Origin of the sequence: Azospirillum sp. A1-3 (assembly GCF_023806445.1) — a bacterium.
Lineage (GTDB): Bacteria > Pseudomonadota > Alphaproteobacteria > Azospirillales > Azospirillaceae > Azospirillum.
The window spans coordinates 2,606,535-2,629,925 of sequence record NZ_JAMSLU010000001.1 but is presented as its reverse complement, the minus strand read 5'-3'; the positions used below and the strand labels follow the sequence as shown (position 1 = coordinate 2,629,925).

At 69.0% G+C, this 23,391-nt stretch carries 20 protein-coding genes; 7 read left to right on the top strand and 13 right to left on the bottom strand.

Annotated features, from left to right (window positions below; translation table 11 throughout):
- Positions 1 to 68: 68 nt before the first annotated feature.
- Positions 69 to 1,073 (top strand): cobaltochelatase subunit CobS, encoded by a 1,005-nt coding sequence (cobS, locus tag M5E06_RS12700; RefSeq protein WP_252138415.1) that lies wholly within the window; start codon positions 69 to 71, stop codon positions 1,071 to 1,073.
- 199 nt (positions 1,074 to 1,272) lie between these two features.
- Positions 1,273 to 3,144 carry a cobaltochelatase subunit CobT gene (gene cobT, locus M5E06_RS12695; RefSeq protein WP_252138414.1) on the top strand — a complete coding sequence of 624 codons (1,872 nt, stop codon included), beginning with the start codon at positions 1,273 to 1,275 and terminating at the stop codon, positions 3,142 to 3,144.
- 65 nt (positions 3,145 to 3,209) lie between these two features.
- Here cobT and M5E06_RS12690 read toward each other — a convergent pair whose 3' ends face one another.
- Both M5E06_RS12690 and M5E06_RS12685 read right to left on the bottom strand, forming a co-directional pair.
- Complete coding sequence (locus tag M5E06_RS12690; protein ID WP_252138413.1) at positions 3,210 to 5,225, bottom strand: adenylate/guanylate cyclase domain-containing protein; 2,016 nt, start codon at positions 5,223 to 5,225, stop codon at positions 3,210 to 3,212.
- 106 nt (positions 5,226 to 5,331) lie between these two features.
- Positions 5,332 to 6,807, bottom strand: coding sequence for a M48 family metalloprotease (locus M5E06_RS12685; RefSeq protein WP_252138412.1), 1,476 nt, complete (start codon positions 6,805 to 6,807; stop codon positions 5,332 to 5,334).
- 52 nt (positions 6,808 to 6,859) lie between these two features.
- Between M5E06_RS12685 and M5E06_RS12680 the strand changes: the two genes are divergently transcribed.
- Together M5E06_RS12680 and M5E06_RS12675 are read left to right on the top strand one after the other, a co-directional pair.
- On the top strand, positions 6,860 to 7,744 hold the full coding sequence (locus M5E06_RS12680; RefSeq protein ID WP_252138411.1) for a thermonuclease family protein: 885 nt from the start codon (positions 6,860 to 6,862) through the stop codon (positions 7,742 to 7,744).
- Positions 7,741 to 8,601, top strand: coding sequence for a cytochrome c (locus M5E06_RS12675; protein ID WP_252138410.1), 861 nt, complete (start codon positions 7,741 to 7,743; stop codon positions 8,599 to 8,601). The genes M5E06_RS12680 and M5E06_RS12675 overlap by 4 nt, the downstream gene beginning before the upstream one ends.
- A 9-nt stretch (positions 8,602 to 8,610) precedes the next feature.
- On the opposite strand, the gene ptsP is transcribed toward M5E06_RS12675, so the two are convergent.
- The 8 genes from ptsP to M5E06_RS12635 form a co-directional block, all read right to left on the bottom strand.
- Positions 8,611 to 10,482, bottom strand: coding sequence for a phosphoenolpyruvate--protein phosphotransferase (ptsP, locus tag M5E06_RS12670; protein ID WP_252138409.1), 1,872 nt, complete (start codon positions 10,480 to 10,482; stop codon positions 8,611 to 8,613).
- Positions 10,472 to 10,774, bottom strand: coding sequence for an HPr family phosphocarrier protein (locus M5E06_RS12665; RefSeq protein ID WP_109074983.1), 303 nt, complete (start codon positions 10,772 to 10,774; stop codon positions 10,472 to 10,474). Before M5E06_RS12665 ends, ptsP begins: the two co-directional genes overlap by 11 nt.
- Before the next feature lie 10 nt (positions 10,775 to 10,784).
- Positions 10,785 to 11,183, bottom strand: a complete 399-nt coding sequence (locus M5E06_RS12660) for a PTS sugar transporter subunit IIA (RefSeq protein WP_042690507.1) — start codon at positions 11,181 to 11,183, stop codon at positions 10,785 to 10,787.
- 122 nt (positions 11,184 to 11,305) lie between these two features.
- Positions 11,306 to 12,316: an RNase adapter RapZ gene (rapZ, locus tag M5E06_RS12655; RefSeq protein ID WP_252138408.1), complete on the bottom strand. Its 1,011-nt coding sequence runs from the start codon at positions 12,314 to 12,316 to the stop codon at positions 11,306 to 11,308.
- Positions 12,313 to 12,786 carry an HPr kinase/phosphorylase gene (locus tag M5E06_RS12650; RefSeq protein ID WP_252138407.1) on the bottom strand — a complete coding sequence of 158 codons (474 nt, stop codon included), beginning with the start codon at positions 12,784 to 12,786 and terminating at the stop codon, positions 12,313 to 12,315. Before M5E06_RS12650 ends, rapZ begins: the two co-directional genes overlap by 4 nt.
- Positions 12,787 to 12,948: 162 nt before the next feature.
- Positions 12,949 to 13,365 (bottom strand): hypothetical protein, encoded by a 417-nt coding sequence (locus tag M5E06_RS12645; RefSeq protein WP_109152049.1) that lies wholly within the window; start codon positions 13,363 to 13,365, stop codon positions 12,949 to 12,951.
- Positions 13,366 to 13,558: 193 nt separating this feature from the next.
- Positions 13,559 to 15,292, bottom strand: coding sequence for a stimulus-sensing domain-containing protein (locus M5E06_RS12640; RefSeq protein WP_252138406.1), 1,734 nt, complete (start codon positions 15,290 to 15,292; stop codon positions 13,559 to 13,561).
- Entirely contained in the window at positions 15,264 to 15,959 is a 696-nt protein-coding gene (locus M5E06_RS12635; protein WP_109152051.1) for a response regulator transcription factor, read from the bottom strand. Before M5E06_RS12635 ends, M5E06_RS12640 begins: the two co-directional genes overlap by 29 nt.
- 236 nt (positions 15,960 to 16,195) lie before the next feature.
- On the opposite strand from M5E06_RS12635, the gene M5E06_RS12630 reads away from it, so the two are divergent.
- The 3 genes from M5E06_RS12630 to M5E06_RS12620 all read left to right on the top strand — a co-directional run bounded on the left by M5E06_RS12630 (position 16,196) and on the right by M5E06_RS12620 (position 20,531).
- Positions 16,196 to 17,140 carry a HugZ family pyridoxamine 5'-phosphate oxidase gene (locus tag M5E06_RS12630; protein ID WP_252138405.1) on the top strand — a complete coding sequence of 315 codons (945 nt, stop codon included), beginning with the start codon at positions 16,196 to 16,198 and terminating at the stop codon, positions 17,138 to 17,140.
- Positions 17,141 to 17,625: 485 nt separating this feature from the next.
- Entirely contained in the window at positions 17,626 to 19,449 is a 1,824-nt protein-coding gene (locus tag M5E06_RS12625; RefSeq protein WP_252138404.1) for a phosphoenolpyruvate carboxykinase (GTP), read from the top strand.
- Between the two features lie 281 nt (positions 19,450 to 19,730).
- The gene (locus M5E06_RS12620) at positions 19,731 to 20,531 is read left to right on the top strand and encodes a DUF1003 domain-containing protein (protein WP_109152054.1); all 801 of its coding nucleotides are present in this window, start codon (positions 19,731 to 19,733) and stop codon (positions 20,529 to 20,531) included.
- Positions 20,532 to 20,570: 39 nt separating this feature from the next.
- Here M5E06_RS12620 and M5E06_RS12615 read toward each other — a convergent pair whose 3' ends face one another.
- The 3 genes from M5E06_RS12615 to M5E06_RS12605 form a co-directional block, all read right to left on the bottom strand.
- On the bottom strand, positions 20,571 to 22,349 hold the full coding sequence (locus M5E06_RS12615) for a hypothetical protein (RefSeq protein WP_252138403.1): 1,779 nt from the start codon (positions 22,347 to 22,349) through the stop codon (positions 20,571 to 20,573).
- Between the two features lie 95 nt (positions 22,350 to 22,444).
- Positions 22,445 to 22,684: a hypothetical protein gene (locus tag M5E06_RS12610; protein ID WP_109152056.1), complete on the bottom strand. Its 240-nt coding sequence runs from the start codon at positions 22,682 to 22,684 to the stop codon at positions 22,445 to 22,447.
- 178 nt (positions 22,685 to 22,862) lie between these two features.
- The gene (locus tag M5E06_RS12605; protein WP_109074973.1) at positions 22,863 to 23,306 is read right to left on the bottom strand and encodes a ferritin-like domain-containing protein; all 444 of its coding nucleotides are present in this window, start codon (positions 23,304 to 23,306) and stop codon (positions 22,863 to 22,865) included.
- Between the last annotated feature and the right edge of the window lie 85 nt (positions 23,307 to 23,391).

Sequence of the window (23,391 nt, the reverse complement as noted above, 5' to 3'; positions counted from 1 at the left end):
GTTGGCGGGCCGGGTCGATCCCGCGGCCGCCGGACAACCGACACTCGCTGGAACGTAAGAAACCACCCATGGCTTCCCAAGGAGCGACCCAGGCCAGCTCGGCCCTGTTCGACCACAAACCCGACACGACAGTCTCGGTGCGCGAGGTCTTCGGCATCGACAGCGACATGCAGGTGCCGGCCTTCAGCCAGCGCTCGGAGCATGTCCCCGACCTCGACAGCGCCTACCGGTTCGACCGGGATACGACGCTGGCCATCCTCGCCGGCTTTGCCTACAACCGCCGCGTCATGGTCCAGGGCTATCACGGCACCGGCAAGTCGACCCACATCGAACAGGTGGCGGCGCGGCTGAACTGGCCCTGCATCCGCGTCAACCTGGACAGCCACATCAGCCGCATCGACCTGATGGGCAAGGACGCCATCGTGCTGCGCGACGGCGTGCAGGTCACCGAATACCGCGAGGGCATCCTGCCCTGGGCGCTGCAGCATGCCTGCGCCCTGGTGTTCGACGAATATGACGCCGGCCGCCCCGACGTGATGTTCGTGATCCAGCGCGTGCTGGAGGTGGAAGGCAAGCTGACGCTGCTCGACCAGAACCGCGTTATCCGTCCGCACCCGGCCTTCCGCCTGTTCGCCACCGCGAACACCGTCGGCCTGGGCGACACCACCGGCCTGTATCACGGCACCCAGCAGATCAACCAGGGCCAGATGGACCGCTGGAACATCGTGGCGACGCTGAACTACCTGCCGGTGGATGCCGAGGTGAAGATCGTCCAGGCCAAGGTCGCGTCCTATGACGACGCCAAGGGCCGCGACACGGTGGCGTCGATGGTGCGTCTGGCCGACCTGACCCGCGCCGGCTTCATCAACGGCGACATCTCCACCGTCATGAGCCCGCGCACGGTCATCACCTGGGCCGAGAACGCGAAGATCTTCAACGACGTCGCCTTCGCCTTCCGCATCACCTTCCTCAACAAGTGCGACGAGGTGGAGCGGCCGACGGTCGCCGAATACTACCAGCGCTGCTTCGGCGTCGAGCTGCCGGAGACGGGGGTCCAGGCGAACCTCGTGTGAGTGTCCGTGCTGTGCCCTGATCTTCGGTGAAGTCGGGGCGCAGCACGCAAGGATTCACACGGATCGGGACGGACGGCATTTCGGGGCAGGAGCTTAATCAGCGGTTCACGTCCCGGCATGTCCGTAAAAGCCATGCCCTGCTCCGTGTCAATCTTGCCCACCGCGCCGTAACTCTCCCTAGAACGAAGACGCCCCCGCGATGACCACCCAGAACGACACCCCCGTCGAGGCCTTCAAGCGGTCCACCACCGCCACGGTGCGCGCCATGTCCCGGCGGGCGGAGGTGCAGGTGGGCTTTTCGTCCGATCCGCCGGGCTTGTCGGGCCAGCGGGTGCGGGTGCCGCTGCCGGCGCGCGACCTCAATCCCATCGAGGTCGCCAAGCTGCGCGGGGCGGCCGATGCCGTGGCGCTGCGGCTGCGCTATCACGATTCCACGGTGCATGCCCACCGCATGCCGCTGGGCGATGCGGCGCGCCAGGCCTACGACGCGTTGGAGCAGGCGCGCTGCGAAGCGTTGGGCAGCCGCGACATGGCCGGTGTCGCCCATAACCTGGAAGCGGCGCTGGAAGACCGCTACGCCCGCCAGGGCCTCGACCGCGTCGAGGATCGCGGGCAGGTGCCGCTGTCCGAAGCGTTGCGGCTGATGGCGCGCGAGGCGATGACCGGTGCGCCGCCGCCGCCCGCCGCCGCCCATGCCGTCGACCTCTGGCGCCCCTGGATCGAGGAGCGGCTGGGCAAGGATATGAAGGGGCTGGCCAACTATGCCGGCGACCAGGAAGCCTACGCCAAGGCCGTCCGCCGCCTGCTGGCCGACCTCGACATGGAAGTCGGGCAGGAAGCCGACCAGGAAGAGGAAGAGGATCAGCAGACCCAATCCTCCGAGAACGACGAATCGCCGGAGCACGGCCAGACCCGCGGCCAGGACGAGGACCAGTCCGACTCCGAATCCATGGCGTCCTCCGACATGCAGGATTCGTCGGAGGCCGGTGAAAGCGCCGAGGAAGGCGCCGGCGAGGAAGGCGACATGGAGATGGGCGAGGGCGAGGGGGCGGAAGAGCCCGCCGGCCCCGGCCAGCCCTGGCGCAACGACCTCAACCGCCGCAACGAGCCCGACCCCAACGCCTACAAGGCCTTCACCACCCAATATGACGAGGTGGTCGACGCCGCCGACCTCTGCGACCCGGCGGAACTGGAGCGGCTGCGCCACCTGCTTGACCAGCAGCTGCAGCATCTGCAGGGCGTGATCTCCAAGCTGGCGAACCGGCTGCAGCGCCGGCTGATGGCCAAGCAGCAGCGCTCCTGGAACTTCGACCTGGAGGAGGGCATCCTCGACGCCGCCCGTCTGGCCCGCGTCGTCGCCAACCCGGTGCTGCCGCTCTCCTTCAAGGCGGAGAAGGAGATGGATTTCCGCGACACGGTGGTGTCGCTGCTGATCGACAATTCCGGCTCGATGCGCGGCCGGCCGATCTCCATCGCCGCGATGAGCGCCGACATCCTCGCCCGCACGCTGGAACGCTGCGCGGTGAAGGTGGAGGTGCTGGGCTTCACCACCCGCGCCTGGAAGGGCGGACAGGCGCGCGAGGCCTGGGTCGCCGCCGGCAAGCCGGCGCATCCCGGCCGGCTGAACGACCTGCGCCACATCGTCTACAAGGCGGCCGACATGCCGTGGCGCCGCGCCCGCAAGAATCTGGGGCTGATGCTGCGCGAAGGCATCCTGAAGGAGAACATCGACGGCGAGGCGCTGCAATGGGCGCACAACCGGCTGCTCGGCCGGCCGGAACAGCGCCGCATCCTGATGGTGATCTCCGACGGCGCACCGGTGGACGATTCGACCCTGTCGGTGAATGCCGGCAACTATCTGGAACGCCACCTGCGCCAGACCATCGAGCAGATCGAGACGCGGTCGCCGGTGGAGCTGGTGGCGATCGGCATCGGCCACGACGTCACCCGCTACTACCGCCGCGCCGTGACCATCGTCGATGCGGAGCAGCTGGGCGGCACGATGATGAACAAGCTGGCCGAACTGTTCGACGAGGACGACCGCCGCGGTGGCCGTCGCGGCTGGCGTTGAGGTAAGGAAGCGGGCAGGGGTATTTCCAGATTTTTCAGTGACTTAGCTGGAAATGCCGACCCGGATCAGGGTGTATCCTTACCTACGAACGCCGGCTTCGCGCCTTCTCCCGCATCGGGAGGGGAGGGAAGGGAGAGAGATGGCGTCGCCTTCTCCCCCGCCGCCGGTGGTGCGGCCTTCTTCTCCTCCTCCAGCACCAGACGCCAGAGTTCGGTCATGCCGGTGCGGCCGCGCAGCGACCGGCCGCCCTGGCGGACCAGCGGGACGGCGTCCTTGCCCTTGGCGGCGGTGACGCCGCTGGTCAGCACGATGACCTCGGCGTCGCCCTGGAGGGCGGCCGACAATTCCTCGATGCGGGCGGCGACGTTCACGGTGTCGCCGACGATGGTGTAGTTGATCCGGCTGTCGGAACCGATGTTGCCCACCACCACCGGGCCGCTGTGCAGCCCGACGCGGACATGGATCGGCGCCCGGCCGGCGGCGACGCGGCGGCGGTTGTCGGCACGGATGGCGTGGTGGATCGCCAGCGCGGCGCGCAGCGCGCGGACGGCGTGGTCCTCCTGCGCCTCCGGCGCGCCCCAGAAGGCCATCAGGGAATCGCCGATGAACTTGTCCACCGTGCCGCCCTCCGCCTCGATGCAGGCGGCCAGCAGGGTGAAATGCTCGTTCAGCAGGGCGGCGGTATCGGCGGCGGCCATATGCTCGGCCATGCGCGAGAAGCCACGGATGTCGGTGAACATCACCGTCACTTCGCGCTGCACGGAATCGAGCCCGCCCTCGGTCTCGCGCTGGCGCATCAGGCGCAGGACCAGCGCCTTCGGTACATAGGTCTCGAACCAGCGCAGGCCGGCGATCATGGCGTTGAAGGCGGCGGCGGCGCGCGCCATCTCGCGCAGGCGGGAGTCCGGCAGGTCGGGGATGGCGCGGAATTCGAAGGCGCGGACGCGGTCGGCGGCCTCGGCCAGCCGGGCCACCTGCCGGCTGATCCGCCGCCCGACCAGCAGCGCCACCCCGACCGACACCAGCAGGATGGCGAAACCGACGGCGCCGGTGACATAGAGCCGGCGGATCTCCACCCCCATCTCGCCGTCGCGATAGCCGATGCCGATGATCCAGTCCTGCTGGCCGTACCCCGCCATCTTGCGGGTCAGGAAGGTGTAGTCGCTGCCCAGCACACGCACGCTGCGCCCCTCCACCCGCTTCTTCAGCGACTGGACCGGCACGCCGCTGGACCACAGCGCCGCCAGCGCCGGATCGTCGACCTGATCGATGCGCGGCAGCGGCGGACCGTCGAGCTTGCCGGAGAAATCGAAGGTCCGGCCGACCAGCGCCGGATGGGCCAGCACATGGCTGTGGTCGTACAGCACGAAGGCGTTCAGCCCCTGTTCCACATACAGGACCTGCAGGAAGCGCGACAGGTCGCCCAACGAGACACCGACCGCCACCTGCCCCAGATAGCGGCCGTCGCGCCGCACCGGCTGATAGAGGGTGACGAAGCTGTTCTGCGCCTCCTTCAGCCAGCGCGGGTCGGCCCAACTGGCGGCGCTGCGGTTGGGACCGTCCAGAACCTCGGGCGGGATGTCGCTTTCGCCCTGCATGTCGAAGGGCTCGGCCATCAGTTCGCCGTTCAGCCGGCCGACGCGGACCCCGGTCAGGTCGGGGCGGATGAAGGCAAGGCCGGTGACGTCCGGCGCGCCGGCCAGCGCACCGCGCAGCGTGTCGATCATCGCCGTGGTGTCGCCGGCGCGCAGGTCGCCGCGCTCCACCAGCCCGGCAACGAAGCGCGCCATCTCCCGCGCGGGGTCAAGCTGGTGGCGGACCCGCACCTCCACCCCGGCCAGCGCCAGATCGGCCTTGTCGTTCAGCAGGGCGAAGGTGTTGGTGGTGGCGCTGACCAAACCCAGGACGAGCACGCTGGCGACCGCCGCCAGCATCAGGGAGCCGAACCCCGCAACCAGCACCGCGGCAATGGGCAGCCGCAGCCGCCGACGCCCGGCGGGCTTCGGCTTCTGCGCCGGCTTCGCAGCCTTGGCCGGAACGGCCGGTGCGATCGGGGCGCGTGCTGACGGGGTGTCGGACATGCGCGGCAGCCTACCCGCCCGCCCGCCCGGCGGCAACCCGCCGGGCTGTATCCTTACGCGGATTTCATGCGGCCACGTTCACGCTGGGAAATGCTCTATTCGCCGCCTACTCACCAACAATCACCTTCACCCGGTGGCCGGACTGCAGGGGTGTTCCGGGCGGCAGGTCGTTGATGATCCGGAACAATTCCTCGGCGTAAGGCTCCTGCGGCATGCGGCGGACGAAGCCATCGACGCTGTCGCCGGGCCGCACCGTCGTCACCTGGACGCGACGGGGGCGGTAGCGGGCGGCCTCCTCCGCGGTCAGGCGGTGGAAGCTGTTGGCCGCCGCCTGGAAATCGGCATCGAAACGTGCGAGCGCACCCGCCGGCGCCAGGAAGGTGAAGCGGTACATCTTTCCGTCCGGCGCGCGGATCGCTACCAGCCGGATGTCTGCGCTGTCGCCGTTGGACTCGCCTCGCGTGGTGGCGGTCGCCGCCGGCATGCCGCCGATGGTGATACGCTGGATGTTGGACAGGTTGGCCCCCTTGCCCCAGACGCCGGTCAGGAAGGCGACCGGGTCGGAGACGCCGGCGGCCGATCCGCCGTCGAAGGCCATGGCGGTGCCGTTCCGCCCCTTGGCGACCACCTGATCGGCGCCGTTCAGCAGCGCATAGCCCTGCGGCACGGTGAAGGCGATGCCCAGCTGCGGGTGGGCGAAAGTCCGGCCACGGACATAGCCGTTCTCCGGGCTGTCGCCATAGATCATGCCGTCGACCGCCGCCAGGTAAGGGTCGCGCGGGCGGGCACCACCCTGCGGCATCTTGCGGGCGAGGTCGGCGGCGCGGCGAATGCGGTCCTCGGTCGCCGGATGGCTGGCGAAGAAGTCGAAGCCGCCCTCACCCTTGTTGCCGGCGCGCAGCCCCTCATACTGGCTGTCGCGGCGCAGCGTCTCCAGGAAGGTCGCCATGGCGAAGGGGTCGTAGCCGGTCCGCCGCAGGGTCTCGACGCCGAGCTGGTCGGCCTCCAGCTCCTGCTCGCGGGAATAGCTGGCGACCACGGCGGTGCCGCCCAGCCCGGCCAGTTGCGCCAGTGTGTCGTTGCCGAACACCATCCCGACCCCGGCGGCGAGAATGCCGGCGATGGTCTGCCGGGTCTGGCGCTGCGCCGAATGGTGGGCGGTGACATGGCCGATCTCGTGCGACAGCACCCCGGCCACCTCCGCCTCGTCCTCCGCCAGCGCCAGCAGGCCGCGGGTGACGTAGACATAGCCGCCGGGCAGGGCGAAGGCGTTGGCCACGTCGCTGTCCAGCACGGTGAAGGTCCAGGGCTCGCGCGCCAGCGCGGTGGTGGCGGCAAGCTTCCGGCCGAGCTGGTCGATATAGCCCTGCAGCTTCGCATCCTTCACCGCCCCGCCGAACTGGGCCAGGATCTTCGGATGCTCCTGCGCGCCGAGCGCCGCCTCGTCGCCGCCGGACAGGACGTTGTCGAGCAGCCCGGCCTGGGCGGTCGGGACCAGGACGGGGGTGGCGGCCAGCCAGAGCGCGGCCAGCGCTGGCGCCAGCTTGCGGAACGGCTTGCGGAAGGAGACGTGGGTCGGCATACCGGTCAGAACCCCGCCCGACGGCGGATGTTCCGCAACGACGGAATTCCAGATGCGACATGTCCCGCTTCCGCTTGTGCGCTTGGCCCTCCTGCTGCTGTGCGGACTGCTTCTGGCCGATGTCGCTTCTGCGGAGCCGTTGCGGGTCACCGCCGTTCTGGACGGCGACACGCTGGAGCTGGAGGACGGCCGACGGGTCCGGCTGGCGGGGATCGAGGCGGCCAAGCCGCCGCGAAGCGCCAATCCGGCCGACGGGCGCGTCTGGCCGCTGGCGGAGGCGGCGACCAGGGCGCTGAGCGATCTGGCGCTGGACCACCGCGTCCTGCTGCATGGACCGGCGCCGGTCGACCGCCATGGCCGGCTGCTCGCCCATCTGGTGCGGGAGGATGGCCTGTGGCTGCAATCGGCGCTGCTGGTCCGCGGAATGGCGCGGGTCCACACCCGGCCCGACGCCCGCGCCTATGCGGCGGAGATGCTGGCCGGCGAGGATGCCGCACGCAATGCCGGACGCGGTCTGTGGCGCAGCCGGGTCTATGCCGTGCGCGAGGCCGCCGACGCGGACGAGCTTACCCGCGACCGCGACAGCTATCAGCTGGTGGAGGGGGTGGTGCTGGCGGTGTCCAAGGGCGGCGGCGAGACCTGGCTGGATTTCGGCGCCGACTGGCGCAACGATGTCACCGTCCATATCGGCCGCGCCGCGATGCGCGAGGTCACCCGCGCCGGCATCGACCCGCTGTCCTACGAGGGGCGGCGGGTGCGCGTGCGCGGCTGGATCACGCTGCGCAACGGGCCGATGATCGAGATCACCCACCCCGAGCAGATCGAACGGCTGGAGCGGGAACCGGCCTCCGCCGCCCTGCGAAGCGCCAAGCCGGACGGTGAAGACCCTTGGGACGACCCATGGGATGAGGACGAAGCGGAGGACGACCCGGAATGATGAAGCCGTCGATTGCGCGTATGGGCGGGTGCCTGCTCGCCGCCTTGTTTCTTCTGCTTGCCGCCTTGCCGCTGCATGGGGCGCTGGCCGGCGGGCCGACGCTGACCATTGCCATCGCCGGGGCCGAGCGGGTTTTCGACCGCGACACCCTGCTGGCCCGGCCCGACGCGGTGACCGTCGACATTCCCGCCGACATCTCCTATGGCCGGCCGATGCGCTATCGCGCCGTGCCGCTCGCCAGCCTGCTGGGTGTTGGCGATTTTCCGCCCGACACCGTGCTGGAAGGAGTGGCGTCGGACGGCTTCACCGCGCAGCTGCCGCCGGAGCTGTGCCTGCGCACCGGTGCCGACGGCGCCGTCGCCTTCCTGGCGGTGGAGCCGGCCGACCGGCCCTGGCCCAATCTGCCGGGCAAGGAGGTGTCCGCCGGTCCCTTCTATCTGGTGTGGGTGCGGCCGGAGGCGTCGGGGGTGCGCAGCGAACAATGGCCCTACCAACTGGCCCGCATCGTCGCCTCGGACGATCCGTTGCGACGCTGGCCGCAGCTGGCGGTCGAGCCGGGGCTAGCCGCCGACTCGCCGATCCGCGCCGGTCAGGCGGTGTTCATCACCCAATGCATGGCCTGCCACACCCTGAACGGCGCCGGCAGCGCCACGATGGGGCCGGACCTGAACCGGCCGATGAACCCGACCGAATATCTCACGCCCGCCGGACTGAAAAGGCTGGTCCGCGATCCCCGCTCCGTCCGGACATGGCCCGGCCAGCAGATGCCGGGCTTCGATGCGGCGATGCTGAGCGACGCCGATCTGGACCGCGTCGTCGCCTATCTGGGCCACATGGCGGGGCGGAAGGCGCCTTGAGCGGGGGCGCTACAGGATGGCGTTGAAGTCGTCCAGCAGCGTGGCGATGCGGCCGCTGTCGCTCTGGTCCATGATGACGCGGGCGCGGCGGCTCGCCTCCATCAGGTCGAGCGAGCGGATGCGCTTCTTCACCGCCGGCACCGACAGCGGCGCCATCGACAGCTCGCGCACGCCAAGCCCCAGCAGCAGCGCGCAATAGCGCGGGTCGCCGGCGATCTCGCCGCAGACCGACACCGGGATGCGGGCGCGCAGGGCGGCCTCCACCGTGAACTGGATCAGCCGCAGCACGGCCGGATGCAGCGGGTCGTAGAGGGTGGCGACCTGTTCGTCGGCGCGGTCGATGGCCAGCGTGTACTGGGTCAGGTCGTTGGTGCCGATGGAGAAGAAGTCGGCGGCATAGGCCAGCGCGTCGGCCGCCAGCGCCGCGCCCGGCACCTCCACCATCACCCCGACCGGCGGCAGCGGATCGGCGATGGCGACGCCGCGGCGGCGCAGACGGCGGGCGACCTGCCCCATCATCTCCCGCACCTTCTGCACCTCGGCGACCGAGGCGATCATCGGCAGCAGGATGCGCAGCGGCCCATGGGCGCCGGCCCGCAGCATGGCGGCGAGCTGGGTCTCCAGCAGCTTCGGTTCGCGCAAGCCCAGCCGGATGGCGCGCAGGCCCAGCGCCGGGTTGGCCGGCTCGCCATAGCGCCCGGCCATCCAGCCGGCCAGCTTCTCGCCGCCCAGATCCATGGTGCGGGCGGTGACGGTGCGACCGCCCATCCCCTCGATCATGGTGCGCAGCACATTGTACTGCTCATCCTCGTCGGGCAGATGGTCGCGGTTCATGAACATGAACTCGGTCCGCAGCAGGCCGATGCCCTGGGCGCCATGTTCCAGCGCCTGATCCAGGTCGCGGGGCAGCTCCAGGTTTGCCATCAGCGTCACGGCGGTGCCGTCGCGGGTGACCGCGGGCAGCTTGCGCAAGCTCTTCAGCCCCTGACGCTCGCGTTCGCGGGCGGCCCGGCGTTCGCCGTAGTCGTCCAGCACGTCGGCCGGCGGGTCGATCAGCACGCGACCCTGCAGCCCGTCGACGATCACCGTCACGCCGTTGCGCACGCCAGCGAGCAGGCCGGGCGCGCCCAGCACCGCCGGCAGGCCGAGCGAGCGGGCGAGAATCGCCGTGTGCCCCTCCGCCCCGCCCAGCACCGTGGCGAAGCCGCCGACGACGGCGGGGTCGAGCAGGGCGGTGTCGGCCGGGGTCAGCTCCTCCGCCAGGATGATGCTGCCGGGGGCCAGGGTGCTGAAGGCCCGGTATTCCTGCTTCATCAGGTTGCGGGTCAACCGCCGCCCGACCTCGCGGATGTCGTCGATGCGGCCGGCCAGATAGGCGTCGTCCATGCCGGCGAAGGTGGCGGCGATGGCGGCGATTTCCGCCTGGATGGCGGCCTCGGCGTTGACGCGGTCCTGCTTGATGCGATGTTCCACCCCGCGGGTCAGGCGCGAGTTGGTGACCATCGACAGGTGCGCGTCCAGCAGGAAGCCGATCTCCTCCGACGCCGAGTCGGGCAGGACCAGCGCCTTGCTCTTCAGCTTCTTGATCTGGCGGCGGGCCTTGGTCGCCGCCTCGTTGAAGCGGGCGACCTCCGCCTCGACGGCGTCGGGCTCGATGACGTATTCGGGGATGGCGACGGCGCCGCTTTCCACCACATGGGCCGGGCCGATGGCGATGCCGGGCGATACGCCGAGGCCGCGCAGGGCGCGCCCGGAACCACCGGCAGACGTGCTCCAGGACTCGAGCGAGGGCGTTCCACCGGAACCGCCGCGGTCGGGGCTGGCCACCGGGCCACCGGTGGGGATGGCGGCCGGAACGGTGGGGGGCAGGTCACTCTTCATCGAACTTGCGGTTGATCAGGTCCAGGAGGGCGTCCATCGCCGCGTCGGCCTGGGCGCCGCTGGCGCGCAGTTCCACGCAGGTCCCCGGACCGGCAGCCAGCATCATCAGCCCCATGATCGATTCGCCGGACACCACGGAATCGCCGCGGCGCACCGAGATCTCGGCATCGAAGGTGGCGACCAGCTTGACGAACTTGGCCGAGGCGCGCGCGTGCAGACCGCGCTGATTGGTGATGGTGGCGGTGCGGCGGATCTCGCCGTCGGTCGGCGCCATGTCGTCGGGGTGGCTCATCGCGGGCGGTTCAGTCCGACAGGAGGGTGGAGGCGACGTTGATGTACTTCTGCCCGGCGTCGCGGGCGGCGATCACCGATTTGTCGAGCGGCTCGGTCTTGCGCACGCTGGCGAGCTTGATCAGCATCGGCAGGTTGACGCCGGCGATCACCTCCACCTTCGCCTTGTCCATGATGGAGATGGCGAGGTTGGAGGGCGTGCCGCCGAACATGTCGGTCAGCACCACGACACCCGATCCGTCATCGACCTCCGCCACCGAATTCAGGATGTCCTGGCGGCGCTGTTCCATGTCGTCGTCCGGCCCGATGCACACCGCGCGCACCTGCTGCTGTTCGCCCACGACGTGGAACAGCGCGGCGATGAACTCCTCGGCCAGCCGCCCGTGGGTGACAAGAACCATACCGATCATGGGACATCCTTCAAGGTTGGGTCCTCCCCGGAGACCTGCGCGAGGGCCGGTGCCGCAAGGCGCCTGCCCGCATCGCATCTGGATCGTTGGTTGGACGTATGGTCGTCAAGGCGCAATTTGCTTCATCCCTGATGAGGAGCCTGGTGGGGGGCCGAGTGGGGAGCCTGACTGCCGCCCTGGGCGCCGGCGGCGTTGGCCGCGGCCCCGGTGCGCAGGCCCTGCCGGTCCAGTTCGCGATGGCTCAGGTTGACCCGCAGCCCCTGCTCCTTCAGCCACGCCGCCAGCCGTTCGGCGACGAAGACCGAGCGATGCTTGCCGCCGGTGCAGCCGATGGCGATGGTCAGGTAGCTCTTGCCTTCCTGGTTGTAGCGCGGCAGCAGCGGGCGCAGCAGCTCGGTCAGGTTCCGGAAGAAGGCCGGGTAGTCGGCGTCGCCCTCCACCCGTGCGGCGACGGCCGGATGCAGGCCGGTCAGCGGTCGAAGCTCCGGATCGTAATGCGGGTTGGTCAGGAACCGCACGTCGAAGACCAGATCGGCTTCGCGCGGAAGTCCCTGGCGGAACGAGAAGGAGGTCACGAACACCTGCAGGGCTGCCTGGGCGTCACGCCGGAAATGCCCGGACAGGATGCGCCGCAAATCGTGAATGGACAGTTGCGTGGTGTCGATGGTGACGTCGGCCTCCTCCTTCAGCGGGAACAGCAGGGCGCGTTCGCGCTGGATGCCGTCGGGCACCGTGCGGTCCTCCGCAAGCGGATGGCGGCGGCGCGTTTCGGTGAAGCGGCGCTGCAGCACCTCGTCGCCGCAATCCAGGAAGACCAGACTGACGTCGAGGTCGTCGTCGCCCCGCAACTCCTCCAGCTCGTCCAGGAAGTTCTGCGCGGAAAAGTCGCGGGTGCGGCTGTCGATCACCAGGGCCAGCGGCCGGCGTTTCGGGTCGGCCTGCCGGATCAGGGCGGGGACCAGCGACAGGCGCAGATTGTCCACCGCCTCGTAGCCCAGATCCTCCAGCGCCTTCAGCGCCACCGACATGCCGGCGCCCGACAGGCCGGTGACCAGCACGACGCGCCCGCGGGACGCAATGGTGGTGGCGGAATCGCCAAGCCCTTCGGAAGACGGCACGTCGGGAGATGTCATGATGTGACCGGGCTCGGCTGGGCGGACAGGCTGGCGGGCACCCGGTCCAGCCGGCCGCCGCACAGGCTGGCGGCGGCAAGGCGGATCTTGGCGGGGGTCGAGGCGTCGAAGGCGCAGAGCCCGAGGCGGGGCAGGGCGACACCCAGCAGCGTCTCTGTCTCCGCCTCCGGCAGGCGCTCCACCTCCGGACGGGAAACCAGATCGACGACGAGACCGACGGGCGCGGACGCGGTCGAGGGAACGGGCAGGATGCCGACGCCCCGCACCTCCAGCAGCCCGGCCAGCGTGGGCGGGGAAGAGGCGGTCAGGCGGCCGGGCTCGCTCTGCAGCACCACCCGGTCATCCGCGACCAGCAAGGCGCCGCCATCGATCAGTCGCAAGGCCAAATCCGATTTTCCCCGTCCGGACTCTCCACGCAGCAGCACGCCGATTCCGGAGAGCAAGACGCAGGTGCCGTGAATCGTCACCATAGTCTGGCGAAGGTGAGACGTGGCGCCGATTCTGTCAATGGAAACGGAACGGTGGCTCATGATGTCAGGCGGGGAAACCTGTCCGGGCTCCCCCATCCGCTTCCGACCGTTCTTTCGGTCTGATCGCTTAAGGCGGCGTGATGGATCGGGCGGTGGGGTTCCTCAGGCGCCGGCGGCGTTGCGGGGGGTGCGGCGGATCGCCTCCAGTTCCATGGCCAGCGCGTCGCGGCGCCGGATCATCTCGTCCAGATCGTCCAGCTCGGCCGCCTCCTGGCAGGCGTCGCGGAAGTCCTTTTCCCGCTTCAGCCGCACCAGCAGGACCTTGTAGTTGTCGGCGATGCTGGCGAGGTGGCGTTGCGCACCCTGCAGCGCCTCCGCCAACTGCGTCCGCTCCTGCGCGGAGTCCCGCATCAGCTTCGCCAGCTCGCCCTGCTGCCGGCCGGCATCGCGGATCAGGCGGGCCAGACGGTAACGGCGCAGATCGACGACCTCCGCCGAAGCGGCGTCGATGCCGACAGAGCGGCGGCCGGGGCTGCGCGGAAACTGCACGGGGGAATCGGGTGGAGCGGACTCAGGCATGGCAACCCCACATCCTTGTTCCGGGCTGTGGCCACCCTCTTCCAGGCGCAGGAGGCGGAAGCAAACAACCGAACCGATATGGCCCGATCGCCTCGGCAGCCCACAGGAGAGAACGACCCAAGCCATGATCGGTGCTTACTGGCGACTTGTCTAGCCGAGAGTGCAAAGGATGTATGAAATTCCGCAGAGCTTCTTACAGCAGAGGCAGGGTCACGACGAAGTCGGCACCATCGATGCTCCCATCCGATATCTTCCTATTTTGCGCAAATACTGAACCGTTGTGCGCACCGACTATCTGCTTCACGATCGATAGTCCGAGACCGGAGTGGGTGCCGAACTTTTCGCCCGCCGGCCTCTCGGTATAGAAGCGGTCGAAGATCGCCTCCTCCTTCCCCTCCGGGATGCCCGGTCCCTGGTCCGACACAACCACCGTGACGTTGCGGCCGCTGCGCCGGGCGGTCAGCCGCACCAAACCGCCGGGCGGCGAGAAGGACAGGGCGTTGTCGATCAGGTTCTGGAACAGCTGGGTCAACCGTCCCTCCAGCCCCGGCACCACCAGCCGCTCGCCCGCCGGCACGTCGACAACGACGCGCGGCGGCGCGGCGGCGGCCTCTCCCGTCCCGCCGGCCGACACAGGCTGATCTGCGGTTTCTGCGACGGTTTCGGCAACCGTCTGGCGCAGTTCGGCCAGCATGGTCAGCAGCAGGCCGATGTCCACCGGCTCCGGTTCAGCCCGCGACAGTTCGGCATCCAGGCGGGAGGCGTTGGAGATGTCGCTGATCAGCCGGTCCAGCCGCTGCACGTCGTCGGCGATAATCGCCATCAGCCGGTCGCGGTGGCGTGGATCGCTGACGCGGCCCGCCGTCTCCACCGCGCTGCGCAGCGAGGTCAGCGGGTTCTTGATCTCGTGGGCGACGTCGGCGGCGAAGCGTTCGATGGCGTCCATCCGCGTCCACAGCGCGTCGGTCATCTCGCGCAGCACGCCGGACAGCTCGCCGATCTCGTCGCCGCGGCGGGTCAGGTCGGGAATCTCGGCATGGCGTCCGTGGCTGGTGCGCAGCCGGTCGGCGGCCTGGGCCAGCCGGCGGATCGGCCGGGCGATGGTGCCGGCCAGATAGAAGGACAGCCCCACCGTCACCAGCAACGCCACCGCGAACACCCGCAGGATGTCGAAGCGGACGGAGCGGATGGCGCGGTCGATCTCACCGCCGCCGCGGGTCAGCAGCACCGCGCCCAGCACCTCGCGGTAGCGCTGGACCGGCACCGCCACGGTCAGCAGCAGTTCGGGATCGCCGCCGGCGCCGTCGACGCGCCAGACGGTGGCCGCCGCCTCGCCGCCCAGCGCGCGCTCCACGTCGGGGTTGGGCTCGCCCGGCTGCTCGCGGTAGACCGGCAGCCCCTCGCGGCTCGGCACCACGTCGATCAGGCGGGTGTAGAGGTCGTTGATGGCGCGCGACAGCGGGTCGCCGGCCGGCGGGGAGGGCAGCTCGCGGATTTCGATGCGGCCCTGCGACCCCACCAGCACCCGGCTGTCGGAGAGCATGCGCCCGTCGATGTCGTACAGGCGGGTGCGCGTCGCCGTCGCCTCCGCCAGACGGCGGATCATCGGCCGGGCCAGTTCGGGCGCCAGTTCGAACCGCTCGCCCCCCTCGTCACCGGTGGGGGAGGGGGCGGTCAGGATGCGGTTCACCGCCCCTTCGCCGAGCGCCGAGGCGAAGATGCGCGCCTCCGTCTCCAGCGCCTCGGTCTCCGCCTGGATCAGCCGGTCCTGATAGCGGCCGAGATAGAGCAGGCCGGCCATCAGCAGGACCAGCGCCAGCACGTTCACCGCAAGGATGCGCAGGGTCAGCGGCGACACGCGCCGTCTGGTCCTGCCCCGGCCCAGCGTGGACACCACGCTATTCCTTGTACCGGTAGCCGACGCCATAGAGCGTTTCGATCTGGGAGAAGTCGGGGTCGACCGCCTTGAACTTCTTGCGCAGCCGCTTGATGTGGCTGTCGATGGTGCGGTCGTCGACATAGACGTGCTCGCCATAGGCCGCGTCCATCAACTGGTCGCGGTTCTTCACATGGCCCGGCCGCTGGGCAAGCGCGCGCACCAGCAGGAATTCGGTCACGGTCAGGTCGATCGGCTGTCCCTTCCAGCTGCAGGCATGGCGGGCGCCGTCCAGCAGCAGCGGACCGCGGGTGATGAGCTGGCCGGGATCGGCCTCCACGGTCTCGCCGCGCAGCGCCTCGCGCCGCAGCAGCGCCCGGATGCGCTCGATCAGCAGGCGCTGCGAGAAGGGCTTCTTGATGTAGTCGTCGGCCCCCATGCGCAGGCCCATCAGCTCGTCCAACTCGTCGTCCTTGCTGGTCAGGAAGATGACGGGCATCTGGCTGGTCTGACGCAGTCGTTGCAGCAACTCCATGCCGTCCATGCGCGGCATCTTGATGTCGAGCACGGCGAGGTCGGGCGGGCGCTGGCTCAATCCGCGCAGCGCCTCGGCGCCGTCGGTGTAGGTGCGCACGTCGAAACCTTCGGCCTCCAGGGCGATGGAGATCGAAGCCAGGATGTTGCGGTCGTCATCCACCAGGGCGACGGTGTGGGCCATGGTCGTAACAGATCCTATTGAAACGGGTCAGGTCAGGTCGGGGTGTTCGAAGTGCCGGTTCTCAGAAATGTTAGCGGAAACATCAGGCATAGGAGGAGTGGTCATTCCAATACTTTATGCCAGAGTCCAGGTACCAGAGGCAGTTTTCCCTTTTCCCGCAGCATTTGTATGGTCCAATATGGCGGCAATGCGGCGCCGAACAACGGTGCCGCGCGGGAGAACGCACTCGTTTCGGAATGAGTTTTTCGAACGCCCTTCCCGCGTCCTCTCCGGCCGGCGCCACGCCGGACGGCAAGGAGGGCGCGATGCCGCCGGGCACCGGCCGGAGCGGCCCGGATTCCGCCATACAGGATCCGGCCATCCCGGCTCCGGCAACCATGGCTCCGGCCTTGCGTGCCCGGCGCCTGATGCGCGCCTGCGACCGCGCCGCGCTGGCGACCGCCCAGCGTCCGGCCGATGACGGTGCGGCAGCGGAAGCCGCCGGCTGGCCCTATCCCTCGCTGGTGCTGGTGGCGTTCGATCATGACGGCAGTCCACTGCTTCTGCTCTCCACGCTGGCCGATCATACGCGCAACCTGCTGGCCGACGGCCGGGTCGGGTTGCTGTTCGACGGCACCGCCGGACTGGCGCAGCCGCTGACCGGCGCCCGCCTGTCGGTCCTGGGCCGGGCGGAGCGGTCGGACGATCCGATCCATCGCGAGCGCTATCTGCGCCGCCATCCCGACGCCGCCTTCTATGCCGGCTTCGCCGATTTCGCGATCTACCGCGTGACGGTGGAGCGCGCCCATCTGGTCGCCGGCTTCGGCCGCATCCACTGGCTGTCCGCCGCGGAGCTGGACCTGCCCGCCATAGCCCCAGCCCTGGCGGCGGGTGAGGCGGCGCTGCTCGACCGCCTGAACGGCGCCGGGTACGGCCCCCTGCTCGGCCCCGCCCCCGATGGTGAGGGCGCCGGCGATGGGGAAAGCTGGAGCCTGACCGGCGTGGACCCGGAGGGATGCGATCTGCGACGCGGGGGGTACGTCGCCCGCGTCGATTTTGAGCAGAGAATCCATGACCCCGAATCGGCTAAACTGATGCTGGACACGCTGATCCGGCCGCAGGACGGGTCCGGACAACCCGGAGGATCGACATCTGGGACCGAAAAGGCTGGAACCGAAACAGCCGGCGACGAGGGCGCCTGACGGACCCCGGCGCCGGAAAGAACAATAAGAAGATAAAAGAAGAACAAGAAGAACGGTCAGCAAGAACAATAACAACGAGAGACGAGAAGCCAACCGTCAGCCTGAACGACCAGCCGAGAGGTCGCTTCGACACCACCGGGCGCCGCACCAAAAACAAGAACGCGGCGCGCGGGCACGCGCAACCAGGAGAACACTTCAGTGGACCATAACGGATCGACCCGTTTCCCGTCCGGGCCATTGGCCCCCAGACCTGTCGCCTCAGGACCGCCTTTTGCACCGTATCGTCGCCGCACCCCGCCGGTGCAGCGCATCGCGGCGGGTTTCCAACCCGGCCGCCTCTTCGGACCGGCGCCCCGCTGATGCGGCGGCCGCCTTCCATCTGACGACACGACAACGGACGAAAGAACGGCCGGACCGGCCGCGGGACCCCCGGCGAGGGGCATGCCCGACGCGGCAGTACCGGCCCAGCCTTCGAGAGGGACGATATGACTGGTAACACGCGGACGCGGAACAAGAAGCTCCTGGCCTGGGTCGAGGAGATCGCGCTGAAATGCAAGCCGGAGCGCGTTCACTGGTGCGACGGTTCGCAGGAGGAATATGACCGTCTCTGCAACGAGATGGTGGAAGCGGGCACCTTCATCCGCCTGAACGAGGCCAAGCGCCAGAACTCCTTCCTCTGCCGCTCCGATCCGGGTGACGTCGCCCGTGTCGAGGACAGCACCTACATCTGCTCGCGCACCCGCGAGGAAGCCGGTCCGACCAACAACTGGATGGACCCGGTGGAGATGAAGGCCAAGCTGGACGGCCTGTTCGAAGGCTGCATGCGCGGCCGCACCATGTATGTGGTGCCGTTCAGCATGGGGCCGCTGGGCTCCGACATCGCGCACATCGGCGTGCAGATCTCCGACAGCCCCTATGTCGCGGTCAACATGCGCCTGATGACCCGCATGGGCCAGAAGGTGCTGGACATCCTGGGCGACGGCGACTTCGTCCCCTGCCTGCATTCCATCGGCGCCCCGCTGGAGCCCGGCCAGCAGGACGTGGCCTGGCCCTGCAACGCCGACAACAAGTACATCGTCCACTTCCCGGAGGAGCACCGCATCGTCTCCTACGGCTCCGGCTATGGCGGCAACGCTCTGCTCGGCAAGAAGTGCTTCGCGCTGCGCATCGCCTCCTCCATGGGTCGCGAGCAGGGCTGGCTGGCCGAGCACATGCTGATCCTGGGCGTGGAAAGCCCGACCGGCGAGAAGACCTATGTCGGCGCCGCCTTCCCGTCGGCCTGCGGCAAGACCAACTTCGCCATGCTGGTCCCGCCGAAGGAGTTCGAGGGCTGGAAGGTCCGCACCATCGGTGACGACATCGCCTGGATCAAGCCGCAGCCCGACGGCACGCTGCGCGCCATCAACCCGGAGGCCGGCTTCTTCGGCGTCGCCCCCGGCACCAGCGTGAAGTCGAACCCGAACGCGCTGAAGACGCTGGACCACAACGTCATCTTCACCAACGTTGCCCTGACCGACGACGGCGACGTGTGGTGGGAAGGCCTGACCGACGAGGCGCCGGCGCACCTGATCGACTGGCAGGGCAAGGACTGGACGCCGGGCTGCGGCCGGGTCGCCGCCCACCCGAACAGCCGCTTCACCGCCCCGGCGGCGCAGTGCCCGTCGATCGACCCGGCCTGGGAGGATCCGGCCGGCGTTCCGATCAGCGCCTTCATCTTCGGCGGCCGTCTGTCGAAGACCTTCCCGCTGGTGTTCGAAGCCTACAACTGGCGCGAAGGCGTCTATTGGGCCGCGACCATGGGCTCGGAGGCCACCGCCGCCGCCGTCGGCCAAGCCGCCATCCGCCGTGACCCGTTCGCCATGCTGCCCTTCTGCGGCTACAACATGGCCGACTACTGGAACCACTGGCTGTCGATGGAAGGCAAGATCGAAAGCCTGCCGCGCATCTACCGCGTCAACTGGTTCCGCAAGGACGAGAACGGCAAGTTCGTCTGGCCGGGCTTCGGCGACAACATGCGCGTGCTGAAGTGGATCGTCGACCGCGTCCGCGGCCGTGCCACCGACGTGGCGGAATCGCCCTTCGGCTATTCCCCGCGCTACCAGGATCTGAACTGGTCGGGCCTGAACTTCCCGGCCGACAAGTTCGCCAAGATCATGGACATCGACCGCAAGGAGGCCGAGGCCGAGGCGCGGGACCAGGAGGAACTGTTCAACCGCTTCGGCGACCGTCTGCCGGAGGAGATCGAGCAGCAGCGCCTCGCCGTCCTGAAGCGGCTGGAGAACAGCCCGGACGTCTGGCGCATCGGCTGACCGGCCGAAGCCGTCAGTATGTAAGGCCTGTCAGCAGGTAAGGATAGGGGCTGCCGCAAGGCGGCCCCTTTTCCGTTGCGGCGGTGAAGATGAACGGGAATTCATCCGAAACCGCCCCGCCGGCGGTGGGGGCCCGGGGGCCGGATCGCCGAGGTTCAACCTTTGCAAGGCGATGCCATCCTTACCTGCCGCATTTGCCTGTCGGTGATTTAACCGGCGTGTCAAAAAGATCGGGCATAAAGTCGCCCGCGCCGGTTCGCGCATGCAAGGGAGGGCGAGTCATGTCCGATCATCAGATTCCACCGCAGGATGGCCCACCGCAGGATGGTGACGACTCCGCGGAACCGACCTTCCAATCGGCCGAGCATGAGGACGCCGGCAGCCTGCTGTCGTCCAAGCGCCAGCCCTGCGCCATCAGCGGCAAGCGCCGGCCAAAGCGCGACCTGATCGCGCTGGACGCGCTACGCCCCAGCCTCGCCGACCGCATCCGCCACGACCACCCGCATCTGGAGCCGGACGCGCAGATCAGCCGGCAGGAGCTGGCACGCTACCGCTCGCTCTATGTTGCCGAGCTGCTGAAGGAGGAGCATGGCGAACTCAGCGAACTGGACCGCGAGGTCGCCGAAAGCCTCGCCCGGCACGAGACGCTGGCCGAGAACCCGGAGGAGGAGTACGACGACCACCGCACGCTGGGCGAACGGCTATCGGACGGCCTCGCCAGCTTCGGCGGCAGTTGGGCCTTCCTGATCTCCTTCGCCGTTGTCCTGTGCGTGTGGATGCTCATCAACATCCTCGAAGGCGAAACGCGGGCCTTCGATCCCTACCCCTTCATCCTGCTGAATCTGCTGCTGTCCTGTCTGGCCGCCATCCAGGCGCCCGTCATCATGATGAGCCAGAAGCGGCAGGAGGCGAAGGACCGGCTGCGCTCCGAAAACGACTATCGCGTCAACCTGAAGGCCGAGCTGGAAATCCGGCACCTGCACGAGAAGATGGACTATCTGATCCAGCGCCAATGGCAGCGGCTGACCGAAATCCAGCAGTTGCAGCTGGAAATCATGCAGGAAAAGCGACTGCGCAAGTGAACCGGACGCCGCTCGGCAAGAGCATCGCCGGGTGGCGCATCAGCGCTTGCGGCGGCCGTCCAGTTCCAGCATGCCGCGCAGCGCGGCGATGGTCTTGCTGAGCGGCGTCGGTTCGCCGGCGGGCTTGGCTTCCGGATCGGCGGGATTTGCCGTCTCCGGCTGAACATCCGGCGGCTTGGCGTTGGGCAGCGGCCCTGCCTCCGGCGCGGCCGATCCGCTGCGGGCAGGTGGACGCGGTTTGGCGGCGCGGGGTTTCGGCTGGGAAGCGGGCGGCGAATCCGGCTGTATCTCGTCCTCGATCAGCCCACGCAGGGCCTTCATCGCCTCCTCGATCTCGCGCTCCTGGGCGGAGCGGCGGCCGGCGGGTGCCGGGTCCTTTTCCTGTTCCGGGGCAGCAGCCTCCGGCGCCGGATCGGGATCATCCCAGCCAGCGGGCACCGACCAGTCATCCTCGCCCAGGTCAGGCGCCGGATCATCCGGCTCCTCGCGACGGGCGGGCTTTTCGACCATCCTGCCGGCGTTGCGCGGTCCCTTGGCCGGCGGCGGCGCAGCGTCCTCCTCTTCCTCCGCCGACTCGTTCGCCGCGTCCTCGATCATGGAGCGCAGGGCGGCGAGAGTCCGATCGAAGCCTTCCTCATCCTCCGGCGGCGGGGGCGGGCGCTGGGCCCGGCGTTCTGCGCGATGCTGGTCGAAGTCGAGCGGTTCGGCAGGCGGCGGCGCGGGCTTCGCCGGACGGGAGGCGGGAGGCGGGGCGGGCTTCTCCGGGTCGCGGATGGCGAAGGACAGGATCTCCTCCTCCGACGGTTCCTCGCCATCCGGACCGCCGTCTTCGGGATCATCCTCCTGGCCGGCGTCCCGGGACTCCAGGTGCCAGGGATCGGCACCCGCGTCCGCGCCGTCATCTTCGAAATCCCTGCGCACCAGGACCTTGTGCGAGAAGACCGGCGGCTCGTCCCCACCGAGGTCGTCCTCACCCTGGTCGCCCTCGTCCTGATCGCCGCCATGCAGGTCCGGCCCGTCGCCGGCGGGACCATCAGCGGGCGGGTGCTCGGCAAAGCTTGCAGCGCGGGCGGCCTGGGGAGCAGGCGCCGGGTCGTCCTCATCGTCGTCGGAGCCATAGGCCTGCGCCAGCAGCCGGCGCATCGCCATCAGCGTCTCGTCACCATCATCTTCTTCGGGATCGCCAACTTCGGAGTCGGCACCGTCCGGGGCACCGGCGTCGGCGACCTCGTCGCGGGCGGGCTCCGGCCGCTCGTCGTTGGCGGCAGTTCTGGCATCGCCCGTCGCCTGCTCGTCATCCCAATCGTCATCCCACTCGTCGGGCGGCGACGGGCGGCCGAGGCGCGCCGCCATGTCGGCGAGCGAAACGGGTTCCCACAGCGGAGGGGCGCCATCCTCCGCCGGACCGTCGGCCACGAGGTCGGACAGCGGACGTTCCAACACCGGCTTGCCGCGAACAGGCGCCGGTGGAGGAGGAGGGGGAGCGGGCGGCTCCTCCGCATCGGCCGTCCTGTCCCGGCCGCCGTCACCACCGCGCAGCGAGGCGAGCAGCCCGTTCAGCGCCGCCAGCGGCGCATCGAAGGACGGCTCATCATTGCTGGCGGCGGGGAGGCCGGCGGCCAGGGGTTCGGCCAGGATCGGCCGGCTTTCGATGTCGCGGGAGTCGCAGCGCGAGCAGCGGTAATGCGGCGCGATCGACAGAACCGGGTAATTGGGGCCGAAGCGCCGTTCCAGCATGGCACGGGGCAGCACGCCGCCATGTCCGCAGGTGCGGCAGCGCAGTTGCACGTCGGCGTCGATGTCGCGGAGGAACAGCATACGGGCCATGCCGCGCAGTATAGCGGCGGCCCCGCGGCTTTCCCATCCGTTTCAGTGCTGCCCCGGCCCCACAGGTCCCGGTTCTGCGGGACGGGTCAGACTGCGCGGGTGACGGTCAGGCCCTGTTCGGACAGGCTTTCGGAGATGTCCTTGAACTTCCGCAGATAGCGGGTGCGGTAGGCGTCGAAATCGGCGGCGATGGCCGCCTCGGCGTTCTTGGACTTCTTGAACTCGGACACGCGGTGGGCGTTCTCTGCACGGTACAGGGCGAATGCGCCCTTCGTCACCAGATCGTTGCCGACCGGGTCTGCATTTTTAGATTTGTCGCTGTTCATCAATCCATGTCCAGATGGAGTGGACATCCGGCCACCGGGGTTCGATGAGCGGGGCCGGATGATCGGAGCCGGTAATCGGCGGGGGCTGCGATACGACCCTACAGCCGTATCAATGCGTTGCAGCCACCGGTAAAAGCCTACGCCCGCTTTCCCACACCCGCAATGCTGCGACGCACTATCATGCCACCACCCCGCGCAGGGCGGCCATGCGGTCACGGTCGACGCGGATGCGGTCGAGATGCTGGGCGATCACCGCGGTGATGGGCAGGGGAAGCTCTTTCGCCATCGCTTCTTCGTAACGGCGCAGGCATTCGCTTTCACCGCGCTCGACCTCCTGGATGATGGTGACGCGGTCATGGCCGAGCACGGCGGATTTCAGTTCCAGGAAGAAGCGGTGTGCACCGCCCAGCATGGTGCCGCCCATGTCTGGCGCACCGCCCTGTTCGGCGACCAGCCGCTGAGTCTCGCGCACGATGGCACCGCGCTGGGCGGCGAGATCGTTGAACAGAGCCTTCAGATCCTCGTCCTCGGCGGATTCCGCGGCCTGCCGGTAGCCTTCGTGGCTATCCTCGACGATGCGGATAAGGTCATTGAGCGTATCGACGATCTCGTCTTTTTCCATGGCGGCAGGCCCTCCCATGCGTCCCCTACGCTGCCACAACCCGGCGGCGGGCCCGAATGTTCCAACCTGCCACCGGGGGCAATAC

Excerpts from the sequence above, each read along its gene's own strand:
- cobS (WP_252138415.1), top strand. The coding sequence starts at position 69 with ATGGCTTCCCAAGGAGCGACCCAGGCCAGCTCGGCCCTGTTCGACCAC.
- M5E06_RS12605 (WP_109074973.1), bottom strand. The coding sequence starts at position 23,306 with ATGGAAAAAGACGAGATCGTCGATACGCTCAATGACCTTATCCGCATC.
- M5E06_RS12630 (WP_252138405.1), top strand. The coding sequence starts at position 16,196 with ATGAGTTTTTCGAACGCCCTTCCCGCGTCCTCTCCGGCCGGCGCCACG.
- M5E06_RS12620 (WP_109152054.1), top strand. The coding sequence starts at position 19,731 with ATGTCCGATCATCAGATTCCACCGCAGGATGGCCCACCGCAGGATGGT.
- rapZ (WP_252138408.1), bottom strand. The coding sequence starts at position 12,316 with ATGACATCTCCCGACGTGCCGTCTTCCGAAGGGCTTGGCGATTCCGCC.
- M5E06_RS12685 (WP_252138412.1), bottom strand. The coding sequence starts at position 6,807 with ATGCCGACCCACGTCTCCTTCCGCAAGCCGTTCCGCAAGCTGGCGCCA.
- M5E06_RS12690 (WP_252138413.1), bottom strand. The coding sequence starts at position 5,225 with ATGTCCGACACCCCGTCAGCACGCGCCCCGATCGCACCGGCCGTTCCG.
- M5E06_RS12675 (WP_252138410.1), top strand. The coding sequence starts at position 7,741 with ATGATGAAGCCGTCGATTGCGCGTATGGGCGGGTGCCTGCTCGCCGCC.
- M5E06_RS12660 (WP_042690507.1), bottom strand. The coding sequence starts at position 11,183 with ATGATCGGTATGGTTCTTGTCACCCACGGGCGGCTGGCCGAGGAGTTC.
- ptsP (WP_252138409.1), bottom strand. The coding sequence starts at position 10,482 with ATGAAGAGTGACCTGCCCCCCACCGTTCCGGCCGCCATCCCCACCGGT.
- M5E06_RS12610 (WP_109152056.1), bottom strand. The coding sequence starts at position 22,684 with ATGAACAGCGACAAATCTAAAAATGCAGACCCGGTCGGCAACGATCTG.
- M5E06_RS12680 (WP_252138411.1), top strand. The coding sequence starts at position 6,860 with ATGCGACATGTCCCGCTTCCGCTTGTGCGCTTGGCCCTCCTGCTGCTG.
- M5E06_RS12635 (WP_109152051.1), bottom strand. The coding sequence starts at position 15,959 with ATGGCCCACACCGTCGCCCTGGTGGATGACGACCGCAACATCCTGGCT.
- M5E06_RS12640 (WP_252138406.1), bottom strand. The coding sequence starts at position 15,292 with ATGGCGTCGGCTACCGGTACAAGGAATAGCGTGGTGTCCACGCTGGGC.
- M5E06_RS12645 (WP_109152049.1), bottom strand. The coding sequence starts at position 13,365 with ATGCCTGAGTCCGCTCCACCCGATTCCCCCGTGCAGTTTCCGCGCAGC.
- M5E06_RS12625 (WP_252138404.1), top strand. The coding sequence starts at position 17,626 with ATGACTGGTAACACGCGGACGCGGAACAAGAAGCTCCTGGCCTGGGTC.
- M5E06_RS12650 (WP_252138407.1), bottom strand. The coding sequence starts at position 12,786 with ATGGTGACGATTCACGGCACCTGCGTCTTGCTCTCCGGAATCGGCGTG.
- cobT (WP_252138414.1), top strand. The coding sequence starts at position 1,273 with ATGACCACCCAGAACGACACCCCCGTCGAGGCCTTCAAGCGGTCCACC.
- M5E06_RS12665 (WP_109074983.1), bottom strand. The coding sequence starts at position 10,774 with ATGAGCCACCCCGACGACATGGCGCCGACCGACGGCGAGATCCGCCGC.
- M5E06_RS12615 (WP_252138403.1), bottom strand. The coding sequence starts at position 22,349 with ATGCTGTTCCTCCGCGACATCGACGCCGACGTGCAACTGCGCTGCCGC.